Source organism: Providencia stuartii, assembly GCF_029277985.1.
Classification (GTDB): Bacteria; Pseudomonadota; Gammaproteobacteria; order Enterobacterales; family Enterobacteriaceae; genus Providencia; species Providencia zhejiangensis.
The window spans coordinates 1,305,140-1,321,686 of the sequence record NZ_CP119546.1 but is presented as its reverse complement, the minus strand read 5'-3'; the positions used below and the strand labels follow the sequence as shown (position 1 = coordinate 1,321,686).

The 16,547-nt window shown below is 41.8% G+C and carries 11 protein-coding genes; 7 read left to right on the top strand and 4 right to left on the bottom strand.

Translation table 11 applies throughout. The annotated features are described in order from the left end of the window. Nucleotides 1–35 precede the first annotated feature (35 nt). The 5 genes from copA (at nucleotide 36) to P2E05_RS05635 (ending at nucleotide 6,978) form a co-directional block, all read left to right on the top strand. The gene (gene copA, locus P2E05_RS05655; protein WP_276123046.1) at nucleotides 36–2,984 is read left to right on the top strand and encodes a copper-exporting P-type ATPase CopA; all 2,949 of its coding nucleotides are present in this window, start codon (nucleotides 36–38) and stop codon (nucleotides 2,982–2,984) included. Between the two features lie 202 nt (nucleotides 2,985–3,186). Continuing rightward, entirely contained in the window at nucleotides 3,187–3,987 is an 801-nt protein-coding gene (locus P2E05_RS05650) for a TraB/GumN family protein (RefSeq protein ID WP_154623266.1), read from the top strand. A gap of 17 nt (nucleotides 3,988–4,004) precedes the next feature. Further along, complete coding sequence (gene ybaK / locus P2E05_RS05645) at nucleotides 4,005–4,481, top strand: Cys-tRNA(Pro)/Cys-tRNA(Cys) deacylase YbaK (protein ID WP_276123045.1); 477 nt, start codon at nucleotides 4,005–4,007, stop codon at nucleotides 4,479–4,481. 429 nt (nucleotides 4,482–4,910) lie between these two features. Then, the gene (locus P2E05_RS21640; RefSeq protein WP_154623471.1) at nucleotides 4,911–6,005 is read left to right on the top strand and encodes a 3-oxoacyl-ACP synthase III family protein; all 1,095 of its coding nucleotides are present in this window, start codon (nucleotides 4,911–4,913) and stop codon (nucleotides 6,003–6,005) included. 187 nt (nucleotides 6,006–6,192) lie between these two features. Further along, nucleotides 6,193–6,978 carry a nucleotidyltransferase domain-containing protein gene (locus P2E05_RS05635; RefSeq protein WP_276123044.1) on the top strand — a complete coding sequence of 262 codons (786 nt, stop codon included), beginning with the start codon at nucleotides 6,193–6,195 and terminating at the stop codon, nucleotides 6,976–6,978. A gap of 64 nt (nucleotides 6,979–7,042) precedes the next feature. On the opposite strand, the gene ushA is transcribed toward P2E05_RS05635, so the two are convergent. Continuing rightward, nucleotides 7,043–8,710 (bottom strand): bifunctional UDP-sugar hydrolase/5'-nucleotidase UshA, encoded by a 1,668-nt coding sequence (ushA, locus tag P2E05_RS05630; protein WP_154635642.1) that lies wholly within the window; start codon nucleotides 8,708–8,710, stop codon nucleotides 7,043–7,045. A gap of 262 nt (nucleotides 8,711–8,972) precedes the next feature. Between ushA and P2E05_RS05625 the strand changes: the two genes are divergently transcribed. Together P2E05_RS05625 and ybaL are read left to right on the top strand one after the other, a co-directional pair. Continuing rightward, entirely contained in the window at nucleotides 8,973–10,196 is a 1,224-nt protein-coding gene (locus P2E05_RS05625) for an MFS transporter (protein WP_276123042.1), read from the top strand. Between the two features lie 262 nt (nucleotides 10,197–10,458). Continuing rightward, complete coding sequence (ybaL, locus tag P2E05_RS05620; RefSeq protein WP_154635641.1) at nucleotides 10,459–12,201, top strand: YbaL family putative K(+) efflux transporter; 1,743 nt, start codon at nucleotides 10,459–10,461, stop codon at nucleotides 12,199–12,201. A gap of 640 nt (nucleotides 12,202–12,841) precedes the next feature. Here the strand turns inward: ybaL and P2E05_RS05615 are convergent. From P2E05_RS05615 to hemH, 3 genes are all read right to left on the bottom strand, one after another. Next, complete coding sequence (locus P2E05_RS05615) at nucleotides 12,842–14,155, bottom strand: inosine/guanosine kinase (protein WP_154624234.1); 1,314 nt, start codon at nucleotides 14,153–14,155, stop codon at nucleotides 12,842–12,844. 98 nt (nucleotides 14,156–14,253) lie between these two features. Next, entirely contained in the window at nucleotides 14,254–15,381 is a 1,128-nt protein-coding gene (gene wzz(fepE), locus P2E05_RS05610) for an LPS O-antigen length regulator Wzz(fepE) (protein ID WP_154624233.1), read from the bottom strand. Between the two features lie 118 nt (nucleotides 15,382–15,499). Next, nucleotides 15,500–16,471: a ferrochelatase gene (hemH, locus tag P2E05_RS05605; protein WP_163860838.1), complete on the bottom strand. Its 972-nt coding sequence runs from the start codon at nucleotides 16,469–16,471 to the stop codon at nucleotides 15,500–15,502. Between the last annotated feature and the right edge of the window lie 76 nt (nucleotides 16,472–16,547).

Genomic DNA, 16,547 nt, shown 5'->3' with positions numbered 1-16,547 from the left:
GACGGAATCAGTCATGAGTTTAGGAGATTTAACTTATGAGTAGCAAAATCATTCTCTCCCTGCAAGGACTAAGTTGCATGCACTGTGTGAATACAGTGACCAAAGCGCTCGAAGCTCGTTCAGATATTGAAAATGTCAAAGTCACGATCGAGTATGCCGTTATTGAAACTAATGCCAGTGCGCAGTCGTTGATTGAAACCATTGAAGCAGCAGGATATGAAGCCAAAGTGGCTGAAAAACCGGATGTAACGCTACAGCTTTCCGGCCTAAGTTGCATGAACTGTGCAGGTAAAACTCAGCAAGCTCTTGAAGCCGTTGACGGTGTTGCCGCTGCTATTGTAGATACCCAACAAGCTAGCGTTTATGGCAATACAACCGCAGAAGCCTTAATTCAAGCCGTTGAACAAGCTGGCTATAAAGCGCAAGTCGCTGTGCCAAACCGTGTGAATTTAGCCTTATCAGGACTGAGCTGCATGAAATGTGCAGAAAAAACTCGCCTCGCCCTTGAAGCCGTTGAGGGGGTAGAGAAAGCGGATGTGAATACCGAGTCGGCTGTTGTCTACGGTAATGCTCCGGTAGAACAGTTAATTGCAGCAGTGACGGGAATAGGCTATCAAGCAACGCAGAGCGATGAAGATGACACGACTGCCCCAAAAACTGAGCCGCTGACCATACCAACTGAGCAACCGGAAACAAGCTCAGCGGCAATCTGTGATATTCCGGCACAGCAGTCTGACGTCGATCAACAACCTGAAATATCGCCAGCTGATGACAGTATTCAATTGCTATTAGATGGCATGACCTGTGCGAGTTGCGTTAATAAAGTACAAAAAGCGCTAACCAGCGTAGCAGGGGTTGAGAATGCACGGGTTAATCTTGCTGAACGCAGTGCGTTAGTCACTGGTACAACACAACCCGCAGATCTCGTCGCCGCTGTTGAAAAAGCCGGTTATGGTGCAGAAATTATTCAGGATGAAGCGAAACGACGTGAACGCCAGCAACAAGTTGCAGATGCCAATATGCGTCGCTTTCGTTGGCAATCAGCACTGGCATTAGCGCTCGGTATCCCAGTCATGATCTGGGGTATGATGGGCGATAATATGATGTTAAGCCCTCAAAACCATTTCATTTGGCTGACAATTGGTATCTTAACCTTAGCTGTAATGGTATTTGCAGGTGGTCACTTCTATAAAAATGCATGGCAAAGCCTCAAAAATGGCAGTGCGACTATGGATACCTTAGTCGCATTAGGAACTGGGGCGGCTTGGTTATACTCGATAGTGGTTAATCTATGGCCTGAGCTGTTTCCAGAACAAGCTCGCCATCTTTATTATGAAGCCAGTGCGATGATCATCGGTTTGATTAACTTAGGCCATGCTCTTGAACAGCGCGCCCGTCAACGCTCTTCAAAAGCGCTGGAAAGGCTACTCGACTTAACGCCACCCACAGCGCGTGTGGTAACCGAGCAAGGGGAAGTCGATTTGCCTCTCGAACAAGTTAAAAAAGGCATGATATTACGCCTAGCAACAGGGGATCGTGTTCCTGTTGATGGTGAAATCATAGAAGGCGAAGTTTGGTTAGATGAAGCTATGCTGACAGGAGAACCGATCCCTCAACAAAAAACCAAAGGGGATCAAGTTCATGCAGGTACTGTTGTGCAAGATGGAACAGTTCTTTTCCGTGCGGCAGCCGTCGGTAGCCAAACCACGCTTGCACGTATTATTCACTTAGTTCGCCAAGCACAAAGTAGTAAACCACAAATTGGCCAATTAGCCGACCGCATTTCCGCTGTATTCGTGCCTGTGGTCGTTGCAATTGCCGTCATCTCCGGCCTCATTTGGTATTTTGTCGGTCCTGCACCACAAATTACTTATGCCTTAGTGATTACAACCACGGTTCTGATCATTGCTTGCCCATGCGCATTAGGGTTAGCGACACCGATGTCGATTATTTCTGGTGTCGGGCGGGCAGCCGAGTTTGGCGTATTAGTACGTGATGCCGATGCCCTCCAGCAAGCCAGTGAATTAGATACCATTGTTTTCGACAAGACTGGGACGTTAACGGAAGGAATGCCCCAAGTTACGGATATTCATACCTTTAATCATTTTTCTGAACATGAAGTGTTGCAAATTGCCGCCTCACTTGAAAGTGGCTCTAACCACCCGCTTGCTCGTGCCATTACTCAACGGGCTAAAGGACTTTCACTCCCAGCCAATGAGCAATTTAGAACATTAGCGGGTCTCGGTATCAGTGCAGTCGTTAATGGTCAAACCGTTTTGCTCGGAAATCAAAAACTCCTTGCACAAAGCGGTGTTAATACGAGCGAGATCGATACGGTCTTACATCAACAGGCTTCACAAGGGGTAACGCCTGTATTATTGGCTATCGATGGTCAAGTGGCTGCTTTGCTGTCCATTCGTGACCCATTACGTGAAGACAGTGTCAGTGCGCTAGCTCGACTGCATAAGCAAGGTTTCCGTTTAGTCATGTTAACGGGAGATAACCCCGTCACCGCGAAAGCCATTGCGAAAGAAGCCGGTATTGATGAAGTCATTGCGGGTGTCATGCCAGACGGTAAATCAGCCGCAATTGAATCATTGCAAGCTAAAGGCCATAAGGTTGCCATGGTTGGTGATGGGATCAACGATGCTCCGGCATTAGCCCGTGCAGATGTTGGTATTGCTATGGGCGGAGGTAGTGATATTGCTATCGAAACAGCTTCCATTACCTTAATGCGCCAAAGTTTACACGGTGTGGCCGATGCGGTTGCTATTTCTAAAGGTACCTTGCGCAATATGAAACAAAACTTGTTCGGTGCTTTTGTGTATAACTCATTAGGCATTCCAATCGCCGCGGGTATTCTTTATCCATTAACAGGCACCCTATTAAACCCTGTCGTTGCGGGGGCTGCCATGGCGCTATCATCGATTACGGTCGTGACTAATGCCAACCGATTATTACGCTTTAAACCGAAACAAGACTAGTCGACAAGCTAAACCGCCCCAAGAGTGAGTTATTCCGCTATTGGGGCGCTTCATGTTGAAGCTTCCTAGCGCATATCCATTTTACTGCCATGAATCAGTCTCGTAATATTTCGAAGAAAAAATAGCGCAAAGTGAGTCGCCAAACGGAGTCAGATTGTTTAATCTAACGGATTGATATCTAAATATGAGATGAGGAAATGACATGGCCAAGCTGCTCGAAAGTTTAAAGAACTGGTTACATACGGAAGCAGCCCCCGTCTATCCTTATCCTGCCGTTGATATTCGTTTATCAAAGAAACTCAAACTGCATATTGTGGGCAGTATTCATATGGGCACTGAAAATATGTTCCCCTTGTCTGAAATACTGCTTGAGAAGCTTAACCAAGCCGATGCTTTGATTGTTGAATCGGATATCACTGATATGCGTTCACCTTTCACTGCGGGTGAAAACGCTCACGTACCGTTACAAGAACGCTTAACGGCTACTGAGTACGCTTTGTTACTAAGCCATTGCCAAGAAATACACCAAGAACCAACACAGTTTGATTCCCTTCCCTCATGGCAAGTTGCTTTAATCCTACAAGCAACCCAAGCTCAAGGCCTCGGTTTACATGGGCGCTATGGGATTGATTATCAATTATTATGTAATGCACAATCGCAACAAAAAAAGATCATTGAACTTGAGGGTATCGATACTCAAATCGAGTTGCTATTAACATTGCCTGAGGAAGGCCTAGCCTTACTAAGAGATACGCTGGTACATTGGCGTACTAATGCCCGCTCGCTACAAACTATGATCAGTTGGTGGTTAGATTTCCAACCAAATAATGACGTGACATTACCTAAAACCTTCAGTGATGAGGTGTACCACATACTGATGGAACAACGTAACCAAGCTTGGAGCACTAAGCTTAGATCATTACCTGATGGTTATTATGTTGTCGCGGTTGGAGCGCTACATTTGTTTGGTGATGGCAGCTTAGTTGACCATTTACGCAATTGAAAAATACAGGTAAATATATGACTCCTGCTGTCAATCTACTGGAAAAACAAAAGATAAATTTTAAGCTTCACCCTTATGAACATGACCCGAATGTCCATAATTTTGGGGATGAAGCCGTGAATAAGCTCGGTTTAGATGCAAAGCAAGTCTTCAAAACCTTATTGGTCGCTCTTAATGGTGATCAAAAAAAATTAGCCGTTGCGGTTACCCCTGTGTCGGGACAATTAGATTTAAAATTGGTCGCCAAAGTCTTCAACGTGAAAAAAGTTGAAATGGCTGATCCACAAGTCGCGCAAAAAATAACGGGCTATTTAATCGGTGGCATTAGCCCACTCGGCCAAAAAAAACGTTTACTGACTGTCATCGATAGCCAAGCTCAACAATATCCGACGATATTTATTTCTGGGGGAAAAAGAGGATTAGATATTGAGTTAGCGCCACAAGATTTAGCTAATGTGCTTAATGCTAGCTTTGCAGAAATAAAAAAACTTTAACAGCTTGATTATGTGACTTCGCACCATCGTTTTTACCTCCTATATATTGCCCATTAATATTTGATGGGCACCCCTATTCGAGATAATACATTAACCTATTGATTTACATAGAGTCATTAATTATCCATCAATAAAAAAGCCTATTATCTCATTCAGATTATACATAATATAAATACCAACTTAATTATAATTTCTTTAATAGTTAATATATAAAAGTTTTATTTTTATTAATGTTCTTGAACTATAAAATTTACCATCTAATATTTATTTAATCTTTATGTTTATATAAAAAACACGATTATTCATGGTGATAATATTCAGTCATTATAATTTATATATTGTCTAACTTGGGAAATATCGTTTTATTTTATTGGTGTAAATGTAACAACTCGCAATTAGCTTAATTATCAACATCACTAAGGAGAACATATGTTATCCGTTGGAATTCAATCGATTGCAATTCATTTACCTGAAGGAGTACGTACCAATGGATGGTGGGATAAAGACGCTATCGTTCGTCGTAAACCTTCCCTTTCTCGATCTCAACCCTCCCCCCCTCATTTTTATGATGACGCAATGAAACCTTATCTATCTGACACTTTTCTCGGTAGCGTGGAACGTCGAGTTGTCATCAATCATGAGAGTGCCTCATCGCTTGGTATCAAAGCCGCCACGAAAGTGTTAACAGCGGCCAAAATACCCGCAAGTGATATCGATTGTCTCATCGTGACCTCTCTCTTTGACGATAACATCGGTTTCGGAGATGCGGGGTATATTGCTCATGCATTAGGGATTGGTGGCGGCGCATTCAATATTTCAGCCACCTGTAATGGCTCAATGTCGGCTTTCCTCACAGCCTGTGGGTTAGTCCAAAGCGGACAAAAAAAGAGAGTATTAGTGATTGCGACGGCCCAATTTTCTCGCCTATTTGATGCAGATGATCCCGCTTTGCGCTTTTATGGCGATGCATCTGCCGCTTTCATTGTTGGTTCAGTCGAAAAATCATTTGGCCTGCTTAGCACTGAGTCTATTCATCTGGGGGAAACATGCGGAACGTGGCACTTAGATGTCATTGAAGGTCAACAGACTCCCATATCTCAACGTCTTCGTTTACGTATCGATGATACGGTGTCTCAAGTACTACGCGCCACGTCAGAATATTACCTGAAACGCACCGTTGACAGCGCGTTGTTAAAAGCCAACGTAACGATTGAACAAATTGATTGTGTTGCACTAAATACACCTACAGCTTGGCATGCAGAGTTTTCTGCCAATGCGTTAGGCATAGCAAAAGAGCGAGTGGTGAATACTTTTCCTCAGAACGCGTATAGTGGCCCCGCAATGGTTCCTATCCATTTATACATGGCTGCCACACAAAAACTGATCAAACCCGGCTCACTCGTTGTCTTATACGCCTATGGGGGGCACTCTGAAGCGTCTGCCGCTGTACTACGTTGGTCCGATGTTAGCCTTGGCGAGCCGCCAGCGCCCGCTTTCGTGGTTGATCACGAGCTAACCTTGTGATTTACTTTTATATATCAACACGATTTGATGCGTGTAAATAATCTCTTGTTGGCATTATCTTTATTCTACATAATTATTTTATGTAGAATAATATCGCGGTAGGCTGCTTAGGTGTGTACCGATGACATCGACTCATCGCTCATTATGTCAACGCTCCATGACTAAAAAGATCTAAAAGGGATTTATCATGGCAGTTGATGAAAATGGTTACATCAGCACACTAAACAATAACACCACCCAAACCACATACCAAGGCATAGTATCCTTTGTTCAGGCGGAGCTTTTGGCTGAGTATGGGGAGGCTATTTGCAGTATTTTTATTTATGGTAGTGTAGCGCGTGGTCATGCTATCCCCTCTATTTCAGATCTCGACTTGTGTGTTATTTTCAATAACAACATCAGTGAAAACGAGATGCTAGCTCTTGAATACATTGCGCAAAACAGTATTCAACATTTCCCTATCATACCTAAAATTGATTTTGATATTGCCACCAAGCAGGAGGTTCTCGCCCCCAATAATATCAATAGTTGGGGATACTGGTTAAAACATCATTGCCGAATCATTTATGGCGAAGACCTTTCTCTCTTCTTTCCGCGATTCCGTCCATCAAGGGATATCGCATTAGCCGTTAATAGTGACTATCATTCTGTTCTTTTAGAATATCGCCAAAAAATAGCCAACACAGACGATCACTCGACATACTTAACATTATCAAAACAAGCCGCCAAAAAACTAATACGCTCTACCAATATCTTACGAACATTTCATGATAATGATTGGCCTGATACGCTCAGTGAACATGTCAGTCGATTGAGTGGTAAATACCCTAAGTTAGAACAGCAATTACCCTTTTTTATTGAACAAATTCAGTTAGGCATTCACTCGAAACACGACTTCATTGCACATTTACAAGCCGCCTTAACCTGTTTATTACAAGAAGACAAAAGCATAATGCCATATGAAAAAACCTGATCCCAGCCACTGGCTAAGATCAGGTTTTATAGACTATATCGGCTTGGTAAAATTAATTAACCAATTATTTTTTATAAATAATTTCACCTTTTGGCTCATAGTCTGCCGCTTTTAAAGGTGAGTGTTTCTCAATATAACCTTTCAATACCTCCGCATCGACAAATCCTGTATTAACATAATTAGGATGATTGTCGATTTTTGGATAACCATCTCCTCCAATCGCATTGAAATTTAATGTCGCCATGCGATAGGTTTTTTCAGGATCAAACGGTTTGCCATCAATTTTGACATCGCTAATGCTACCGTCTGTGTTTAACGTCAGGCTAACATGATAAAATTGTGCATAAGCCCCTGAATCAGGCTTCATATTCGCAGCGGCCTGTAAATACTCGAGTACTTCATCCCCTTTAAAATCGATATAGACCAATTCATTCGTAAAGGGTTGTACTTTTAAAACATCTTTGTACGTAATATCACCACTTTCAATCGAGTCACGTACACCGCCACCACTCATAACAGCAAAATCAGCATCTGCACGCTCTTTTTGTGCCGCTAACAACAAATGCCCCATGTTAGTCTGGACAAAACGGACTTTACTGCGATCGCCTTCAAGCTTCCCTTCAACAGAACCGACTTTTACATTCAGTTGCTCACCCCCTTTTTGTTGATAAGGGGTCAATAACTTCATCATGTCCTCATTGTGGGCTATTTCTTGAGTGTAATAGACACGCTCGCTGGTTCCGTCCTCTTTCGTGATTTTCTTTTTCAAATTGATCGGGATCAGTTGGTAATGTTTTAGCGTGAATTTACCATTCTTAAATTCAAAATCAGCACGCCCCACATATTTGCCCCATTCATGAGCCTGAACGATCCATGTGCCATTTTGGTTATCAGGCGCACAAGGGGTACCAGGAACATAATCGACTTGTTTATAGTTTTTGTTCTCGCTGGACATACAGACGGGATCTTGTGAGTGACCGCCCACAATCATATCCAAATAGCCTTTAGGTAAGCTACGAGCCATTTCTACGTCACCGGGAGCATTTGAGCCATGCTGACCGTTATCGTAATGCCCCATATGGGTAGCCGCGATGATAATATCTGGTTTTTCTGTCGCGCGGAGTTCTTCAACCACTTTTTTCGCTTCAACCGCCGGTGTTCTAAACTCAACATCTGGGAAGTTTGCAGGATTTCCTAGTTTCGCCGTATCGTCAGTGGTTAATCCTAGAACTGCAATTTTGACACCTTGTTTATCGAATATTTGGTAAGGTTTAAATAGACGCTCACCTGTGCTGGTTTGATAGATATTGGCTGATAAGAACGGAAAATTAGCCCATTTTTCTTGTGTACGTAGTACGTCTAGTGGGTTATCAAACTCATGGTTACCCAGCGCCATTGCATCATAACCGACTAAGTTCATCCCTTTAAAATCGGGCTCAGCGTCTTGCAGATCAGATTCGGGGACACCGGTATTAATATCACCACCGGAAAGTAATAATAAGCTGCCACCTTGCTTAGCCACTTCATCACGAATTTCATCCACAACGGTTTTCTGTGCTGCTAAACCATATTCACCGTGATCGTTATGCCAAAAATGACCATGATGGTCATTCGTATGTAAAATCGTGATATTGTATGTTTTATCTTTTTCCCAAGCATTTGCCTGTGCGATAGGCAACAGTGCCAAAGATACCGTCAATGCGCATACCGATGCTTTAAAGGTTAAATTCATCTTTTTCTCCCTGCCTATATCTCAAATTTTTATGGTATGTTTAGGTTCTAGCCCTAATAGTAAATGCTAATTTATAGCATAAAACTGCGATCATAATTGGATAACCTATGCGTTAAATGGTGCTTGTTTCATTAAACTGAGACATTAATCAACATTAATAACGATGGTGACTTTTTTTATCGTGATATTTATTAGTTCAATTAAATGACAAATACGCTATATTGATAACAATTTAGCAACACAACTATGAAAGTTACTAATTATGAGTGAGCAAACAACCAACCAAAGTCATACCCCTGCCGCAAAACCTATTAGTAAAACAGGTAAAACTGTTTTTAGCATTCTTACTGCCATTAGCTTCTCTCACTTGCTGAACGATATGATTCAGTCATTGATATTAGCTATCTATCCACTCTTGCAGTCTGATTTTTCACTCAGTTTTGCACAAGTCGGTTTGATTACATTGACCTACCAAATTACAGCATCATTACTGCAACCTGTCATTGGCTATTATACCGATAAACATCCACAGCCTTATTCATTACCTATCGGGATGGGCTTTACACTAACAGGATTGCTATTACTTGCTATGGCTGAAACATTCCCCGTTATATTATTAGCTGCCGCACTAGTAGGAACGGGTTCTTCAGTCTTCCACCCTGAATCATCTCGTGTCGCACGCATGACATCAGGCGGTCGTCACGGCCTTGCACAGTCTTTTTTCCAGGTTGGTGGAAATTTAGGGGCATCTTTGGGGCCATTACTTGCCGCACTGGTTATTGAGCCTTACGGTAAAGGTAATGTCGGTTGGTTCTCTTTGGCCGCCTTATTAGCGATTGTCGTATTATTGCAAGTAAGCCGTTGGTATAAGCAACAACATCGAGCTGTCAGTAAAAAGCCAGTATCTCACGTCGAAATCAACGTATTGCCTCGTAAGGCTGTCATTGGTTCATTAGCTATATTGCTGATATTAATTTTTTCTAAATATTTTTATCTCGCAAGTATTAGTAGCTATTACACTTTTTACCTTATTGAAAAATTTGGTGTCACCGTACAGAACGCGCAGATCCACCTATTTATCTTCCTTTTTGCGGTCGCCGCTGGAACCATGATAGGCGGGCCTGTTGGTGACAAGATTGGGCGTAAATATGTAATTTGGTTCTCTATCTTAGGGGTCGCGCCGTTTACATTGCTGCTACCACATGCCTCTCTGTATTGGACGAGCATTTTAACCGTTATCATTGGGTTGATATTAGCCTCAGCGTTTTCGGCCATTTTAGTCTATGCACAAGAGTTGATCCCCGGTAAAACCGGAATGATATCTGGCCTGTTTTTTGGGTTAGCATTCGGCATGGGAGGTGTTGGCGCCGCAGTATTGGGGCAAATCGCAGATAAAACCAGCATCGAACAAGTTTATCAATATTGTGCATTTCTGCCTTTATTGGGTATTTTTACCGTATTACTACCAAATCTAGAACAAAAATAGTCATTTCCCTTTATTTAACCCATACTTATTGAAAAATAAGTATGGGAACTTACCTCTATATCTCACTTAAAATTCAACAAAAAATCACACAAATGACATCTTTGTAACGATTTAGCACTAATAAACCACTTTTATTTGAAAAACATTTAAATTTTTTAAGGAAATTTTTCTCAAATAACGATAAAATAGAATTATATGCAAAGTGCATTCCAAAATATGGGAACTTGATTCCTAAAAATTCAAATCAATCAAAGGAGACTAAATGGAGCATTCTACGCCCTTAATCACAACCATTGTTGGTGGTCTCGCCCTTGCATATTTGTTAGGTATGATCGCTCAGCGATTAAAAATTTCCCCTTTGGTGGGCTATCTTGCGGCGGGTGTTTTAGCCGGTCCTTTTACTCCGGGTTTTGTTGCCGATACAACGCTTGCGCCAGAACTAGCTGAAATTGGTGTTATCCTTTTGATGTTTGGTGTCGGGCTACATTTTTCACTGAAAGATCTCTTAGCCGTTAAAGCCATCGCCATTCCCGGAGCGATTGCACAAATTGCAGTCGCCACTCTTTTAGGTTTAGGCCTTTCCATGCTATTTGGCTGGGGAACCTTTTCAGGTATCGTTTTTGGCCTCTGTTTATCAACAGCAAGTACGGTTGTATTACTTCGTGCCTTAGAAGAACGGCAACTGATTGAAAGCCAACGAGGCCAGATTGCTATCGGTTGGTTAATTGTTGAAGACCTCGCGATGGTTCTGACGCTAGTTCTATTACCCGCTGCTGCTGCAATTATGAATTCTGAGCAAGCGAGCTTTAGTGAGTTACTTATCGGACTTGCATGGACTGTGGGGAAAGTGGTCGCCTTTATTATCATTATGATAGTTATTGGTCGTCGTGTGATCCCTTGGATTTTATCACGTACCGCATCCACAGGTTCTCGTGAATTATTTACACTTGCTGTGCTCGCTCTTGCACTGGGTATCGCCTATGCTGCTGTTGCATTATTTGATGCATCATTTGCACTCGGTGCTTTCTTTGCGGGTATGGTGTTAAATGAATCAGAACTTAGCCACCGTGCAGCACAGGATACGCTCCCGCTAAGAGACGCGTTTGCTGTACTCTTCTTTGTTTCCGTTGGGATGCTGTTCGACCCTGTCGTACTGATTGACCATCCATTAGGTGTGATTGGTGTTCTCGCGATTATTATCGTCGGTAAATCTGCGGCCGCATTAATCCTTGTTCGCCTATTTGGCCATTCAAGGCGAACGGCATTAACCATCTCTGTTAGCTTGGCGCAAATTGGTGAGTTTGCCTTTATTTTAGCAGGCATGGGAATGGCACTTGGTGTCATGGATAAAGAAGCACAAAACTTAGTGTTAGCGGGTGCGATAGTTTCAATTATGCTTAATCCTGTACTCTTTAGTTTACTCGATAAGTACTTAGAAAAAACCGAGACTATCGAGGAACAACTACTCGAAGAGACATTGGAAGAAGAAACCCAAATTCCTGTCGATATTTGTGGTCATGCCATCATTGTCGGCTACGGGCGTGTTGGTGGTATGTTAGCTGATAAACTGCGCCGTCGTGATATTCCATTAGTCGTCGTGGAAGACACTCGAGCTAAGTTTGAAGAGCTGGCTGAAAACGGGTTTAGCGCTATCCTAGGTAATGGTGCGAATAAAGACATTATTAGCCTTGCGCGCATTGAGTGTGCGAAAACTTTGCTACTCACGATTCCAAATGGCTACGAGGCTGGTGAAATCGTGACCCATGCAAAAGAGTTGAACCCGAATATTACCGTGATCGTCCGTGCTCACTATGATGATGAAGTTAGCTTCATTAAAGAACGTGGGGCCGACCATATCATCATTGGTGAACATGAAATTGCTAAAGCCATGGCGACTTTTATGTGTAACGACGTGACCGAGTATGGCTGTTCAATTGATGATGAACCATTATCAAAAGATACTGAAGGCAAAAACCTCGATGAGTATCTAAAACCATCTCACTAAAATAATGTTAAAGGGAAGTGCAAACTTCCCTTCAGACTGCCGCCAAACATATGATGTTTGGCGGAAAGTCGAATAGGTTTTGAAAATAAGAGAGGGAAATCAATTTATTGATTTTCGGCTGATAACACAAAGTGGGAAAAACCACGCTTTTATCCCGCTTTGTCAACAACCTCAAGGGAAGTGCAAACTTCCCTTTCTTTTAGGCGCTAATTTCATACCAAAACAACATTAAGCGCTTCCATCGTCTGCGAATCAAATATCCCTTTCTCTAAGCAAGATGTAAGACGTCATATCGGTTATTCATCGTGATTAACCAATCTATGCCCACGACACTCAAAAAACCTTAAATTCAATTTGATATGGCTTACCCGTTCCTTGCAATAATATCGTAATAACATTTTTATCTGTTTATTAGTCTAAAATAGAACAATTAACAATAAATGGATTCATATTTCCTCCACTTTTTAGCCCCTATAAGGCGCTATACTCCATTTCGCCTAAACCATTATTGATGATATTTTTTGTGTCCTACTTCCCCCACTGTGTGGGGGGTTTTTTCTTCACTATCTAAAAAAACACCCCACTGTTTTATTATCAACAATGAGGTGCTATCTGACGCTATTTAAGAAAAAACCAACAACTAGCGTTCCCAATATGACTCTTCTAGACTGTCTTCTTTTTCAGGTAAACCACGGGTTAAACGCGGTGAATGCTGAGTTAGCACTTGATAACTCACCCGATTCGCATATTTGCATACTTGGGCTAATGAAGAGTAAGTCAGATACTGACGCGCATGTTTACTGGAATTCGGTACGTTCATACGATGGTATGAATTCGCAGTGATATCATGTAACAACGCCGATAAAGCGCCGTCACCGGCCCCATTGGTATTCATAATTTTTTCTGGGCCACCCATATAAGGTTCTATATGGGAATAGATACGCATAGGAACTTCACAATCTTGCCGGCGCATAGCTCGGCTAAATTCATAGAGGTTAAATTCAGGGATCGCCCCCGGCAACAGAGGATGCTGTGTAGTGCGTTTAAATGCTTCTTCCGTATAGCCAGCCATATAAAGGCCTGAAGGCCCCGCCGTGCACAACACAAGATCAACCCAATTAAGGGCCATATCCGATGCTAACAGTGGATCATTAAAGCCCGTCAACTCCAATGCTTCATCTTCATTCATCGCCACGACAGAAACATGTTCAGCGAGGAAATCACGCCAAAATTGAGGGTCTTGGGCTATAACAAACTTAGTTCCAAGCGTTAATACCACAGGAACATTATGCTTCTTAGCATAGCTGATAGCTTGCATCGTAGCCTCGGGCATGGTTTCACCCGGTTTACAACGCACTAAATACGCAGTAAGTACCAAGGCCGATGCACCAGCAATAATCTCTTCTGGAATACTGTCAGGACGAAGTCGATTCATATGCCCAGGGCTAATCGCAAAAGTTCGTTCACCATTTTCTGCAATCAGTGTAAAGCAACGTCCTATAGGCCCATCAACCCCTTGTAAATAGTTAAGATCCATTCGGCTCGATGTGTGGCATAAATAGCGATAAGAATAGCTACCTATTTGAATGTTATTACACATGGTACCTAACAATACAGAGCGATCATCCGCCAACACAGAGTAATTATGCAAAGTATTGCCGATGGTTCCACCTGCAAACTCATGAGTTATCAATGCATTACTTGTTAGCTCTGCATATAACGCTTCTGCAACATCATCTTCTATAACTAAAGAATGCCCTTTGCTTAATTGATAGCGTTCAATAAATGCATCATCGACCTTGGCTTCAATATCGACAAGTGTCTGATCGATACCCACGATATAGGATCGACAGTTTTCACCCTCATCCATCCGCTCTTTGATAGGTTGTAACAGTGGATCTCTTAAACTAACAGGAAAATAATGCTTTGATTTACGTTGACCGGGGAATTTCATAATGAACAAATTAGCGAGTAGACATGCCGCTATTCTAGCATGATAAACATAAACCAGCACCTGCGATCAAGGTGACAATTTATGTTTATCGTGATCGATTATGAATGTGACGCCGTCTTCATTGTATAATCGCGGTATAGCTCGCGAGTTAATACGTATGCGCTGCTCAAGATCAGGCCGAGGATAGCACTCAATGCGATGATGAGTGTCGATTTTGGCGAATCTTTCTTAGCGGGTAAATCAGGTGCAAGAATGAATTTAGCGGGTAAAAAGTCGATAGTATCAATCTTTAATTCTGACAAGCTATTGATGTAGTGTTGACGAATTTGTAAATCTTCACTCAACATTGCAATATCACGGTTCTGCAACTCTATCGCTAATTTTTTCTCTAGCGCTTCAGTTCCTAACGCAATGGGATAATCAGGATCATCACTAATGATGGCAGAATCCGTCACTATCGGCTTACGAACGCCCGCCGCTTTTGCGATATCAATGGCACGTTTTAATCTTTCCACCTTAACATCGTATTCTGTCCGAATTTTTGTCACCTCTTGTTTAAAGGTTTCATTTGCACGGACTAACTGTTGGGCTATCGCATTTTGAATATCTTGCTTAAATTGCTCCCTGACTTTTGTTGCTGTATAGCGAACATAGCCAGCCAACAGATCTTGAGCTTCTGAAGGCGTCGGTGCAATGAAAGTGAGTATAATGTCATTCGATGTACTATTTTTTTCTTTTGACTGGTCTGTAATATGAATACTGTTGGTAATAATGTTATTTACCAGTCGTTGCTCACCATTTTCTTTATCCGCTGGATCAATTTTTTTGGCGAGTTCTTGAAAGTAGTTCGTGCTACGAACATAGGCTTCTTGATTAACTTTTGATCGATACTGCTCAATAAATGCATTAAAAATTTGTTGTGCAGATAAATCAATTTTCACATCAAGAACACTGAGTTGCGCACTGAGTGTATTAATATCTTTAATTTCTTCAGAAGATGGGGGAACAACAACCGCTGTACTGCTCCATTTTTGGGGGAGCAGGGATACCACAAGAGTACTAATAAGCGTAATAGCAACAGTGATAGCGATAATAATAAATTTATTTCTTATTAAAACAGCAAACAAAGCCATCAAATCAACTTCATCGCTTTGCTGTAAGTTAAATTGCGAGATTTGCATCTCACTTGCTGTTTTATCATTCCGTGATTCTCTATCAGTGCTCATAATAAATTCCAGTTAAGTACCAAATTAATAATGCATCAACCCTTTATATCAGTGAGTATAATAGTTTTCTCGATTTATGATATATCGATAAACACCATATTTAATATTAATTTAAACTTTAAATTGTTTTTATTAAACCATTAATCAGGATTTTGAATAAGTTAATACTATCCTCACTGTCATTTAATGCGGGTATATAATGATAGGATTCTCCCCCTTGGCTTTTGAAAAAGTGTTGATTTTGTTCACTAATTTCTTCTAGTGTTTCTAAACAGTCCGCAGAAAATCCGGGACAAATCACTTGAACTGATTTTACGCCTTGTGAGGGTAATTGATTCATTGTCTCATCGGTATAGGGCGTTAACCAAGGCTCACGACCAAAACGAGATTGATAAGTCATCAATACACGTTCCGCTGGAAAATTCAACGCCTCTTTAACTAAACGAGTTGTTGCTTCACACTCTTGTGGATAAATATCGCCAGTATCCGCATAACGTTTAGGAATACCATGGAACGACAAAATCAGTCGGTCAGGTTCACCATGCTGAGCAAAGCTTTGCTCAATTGAGTTGACTAAGCCCTGAATATAGGCAGGATGCGTCGCATAACTACGGATAAAATGTAACGACGGAATTGTACGCATTTGCTTGAGAATCGCGGAAATACCATCATAGACAGCCGCTGTCGTCGAACAGGAGTACTGAGGATATAAAGGAAGTACGATTAATTCGGTCACACCTTGGCACATCAAGGAGTCAATTGCACTTTTCAGTGACGGTGAGCCATAACTCATCCCAACTTCTATTGGTATATTAGGAAAACATTCAGCTAACTTAGCTTTCTGCTTTAACGTATAAGCGAGTAAAGGTGAACCATCTTCGGTCCAAATTGATTGATAGAGTTTCGCAACCTTAGGCGAACGAAATGGCAATACAATGCCATATAAAATAGGTTTCCAAATCGCACGAGAGACATCAATAACACGGACATCACTCAAAAATTCCGCAAGATAACGTTTAACTGCCGGAGTCGTTGGGGCATCAGGCGTCCCTAGATTAACCAATAAAATACCGAATTTATTCTCTGACACAATGATACTCCTTAAATGATAATTATTCCCAACTTTATATCATAAAATGCGGTCTTTATTTATCTTCTTATGCGAC

Excerpts from the sequence above, each read along its gene's own strand:
- copA (WP_276123046.1), top strand. The coding sequence starts at position 36 with ATGAGTAGCAAAATCATTCTCTCCCTGCAAGGACTAAGTTGCATGCAC.
- P2E05_RS05650 (WP_154623266.1), top strand. The coding sequence starts at position 3,187 with ATGGCCAAGCTGCTCGAAAGTTTAAAGAACTGGTTACATACGGAAGCA.
- ybaK (WP_276123045.1), top strand. The coding sequence starts at position 4,005 with ATGACTCCTGCTGTCAATCTACTGGAAAAACAAAAGATAAATTTTAAG.
- P2E05_RS21640 (WP_154623471.1), top strand. The coding sequence starts at position 4,911 with ATGTTATCCGTTGGAATTCAATCGATTGCAATTCATTTACCTGAAGGA.
- P2E05_RS05635 (WP_276123044.1), top strand. The coding sequence starts at position 6,193 with ATGGCAGTTGATGAAAATGGTTACATCAGCACACTAAACAATAACACC.
- ushA (WP_154635642.1), bottom strand. The coding sequence starts at position 8,710 with ATGAATTTAACCTTTAAAGCATCGGTATGCGCATTGACGGTATCTTTG.
- P2E05_RS05625 (WP_276123042.1), top strand. The coding sequence starts at position 8,973 with ATGAGTGAGCAAACAACCAACCAAAGTCATACCCCTGCCGCAAAACCT.
- ybaL (WP_154635641.1), top strand. The coding sequence starts at position 10,459 with ATGGAGCATTCTACGCCCTTAATCACAACCATTGTTGGTGGTCTCGCC.
- P2E05_RS05615 (WP_154624234.1), bottom strand. The coding sequence starts at position 14,155 with ATGAAATTCCCCGGTCAACGTAAATCAAAGCATTATTTTCCTGTTAGT.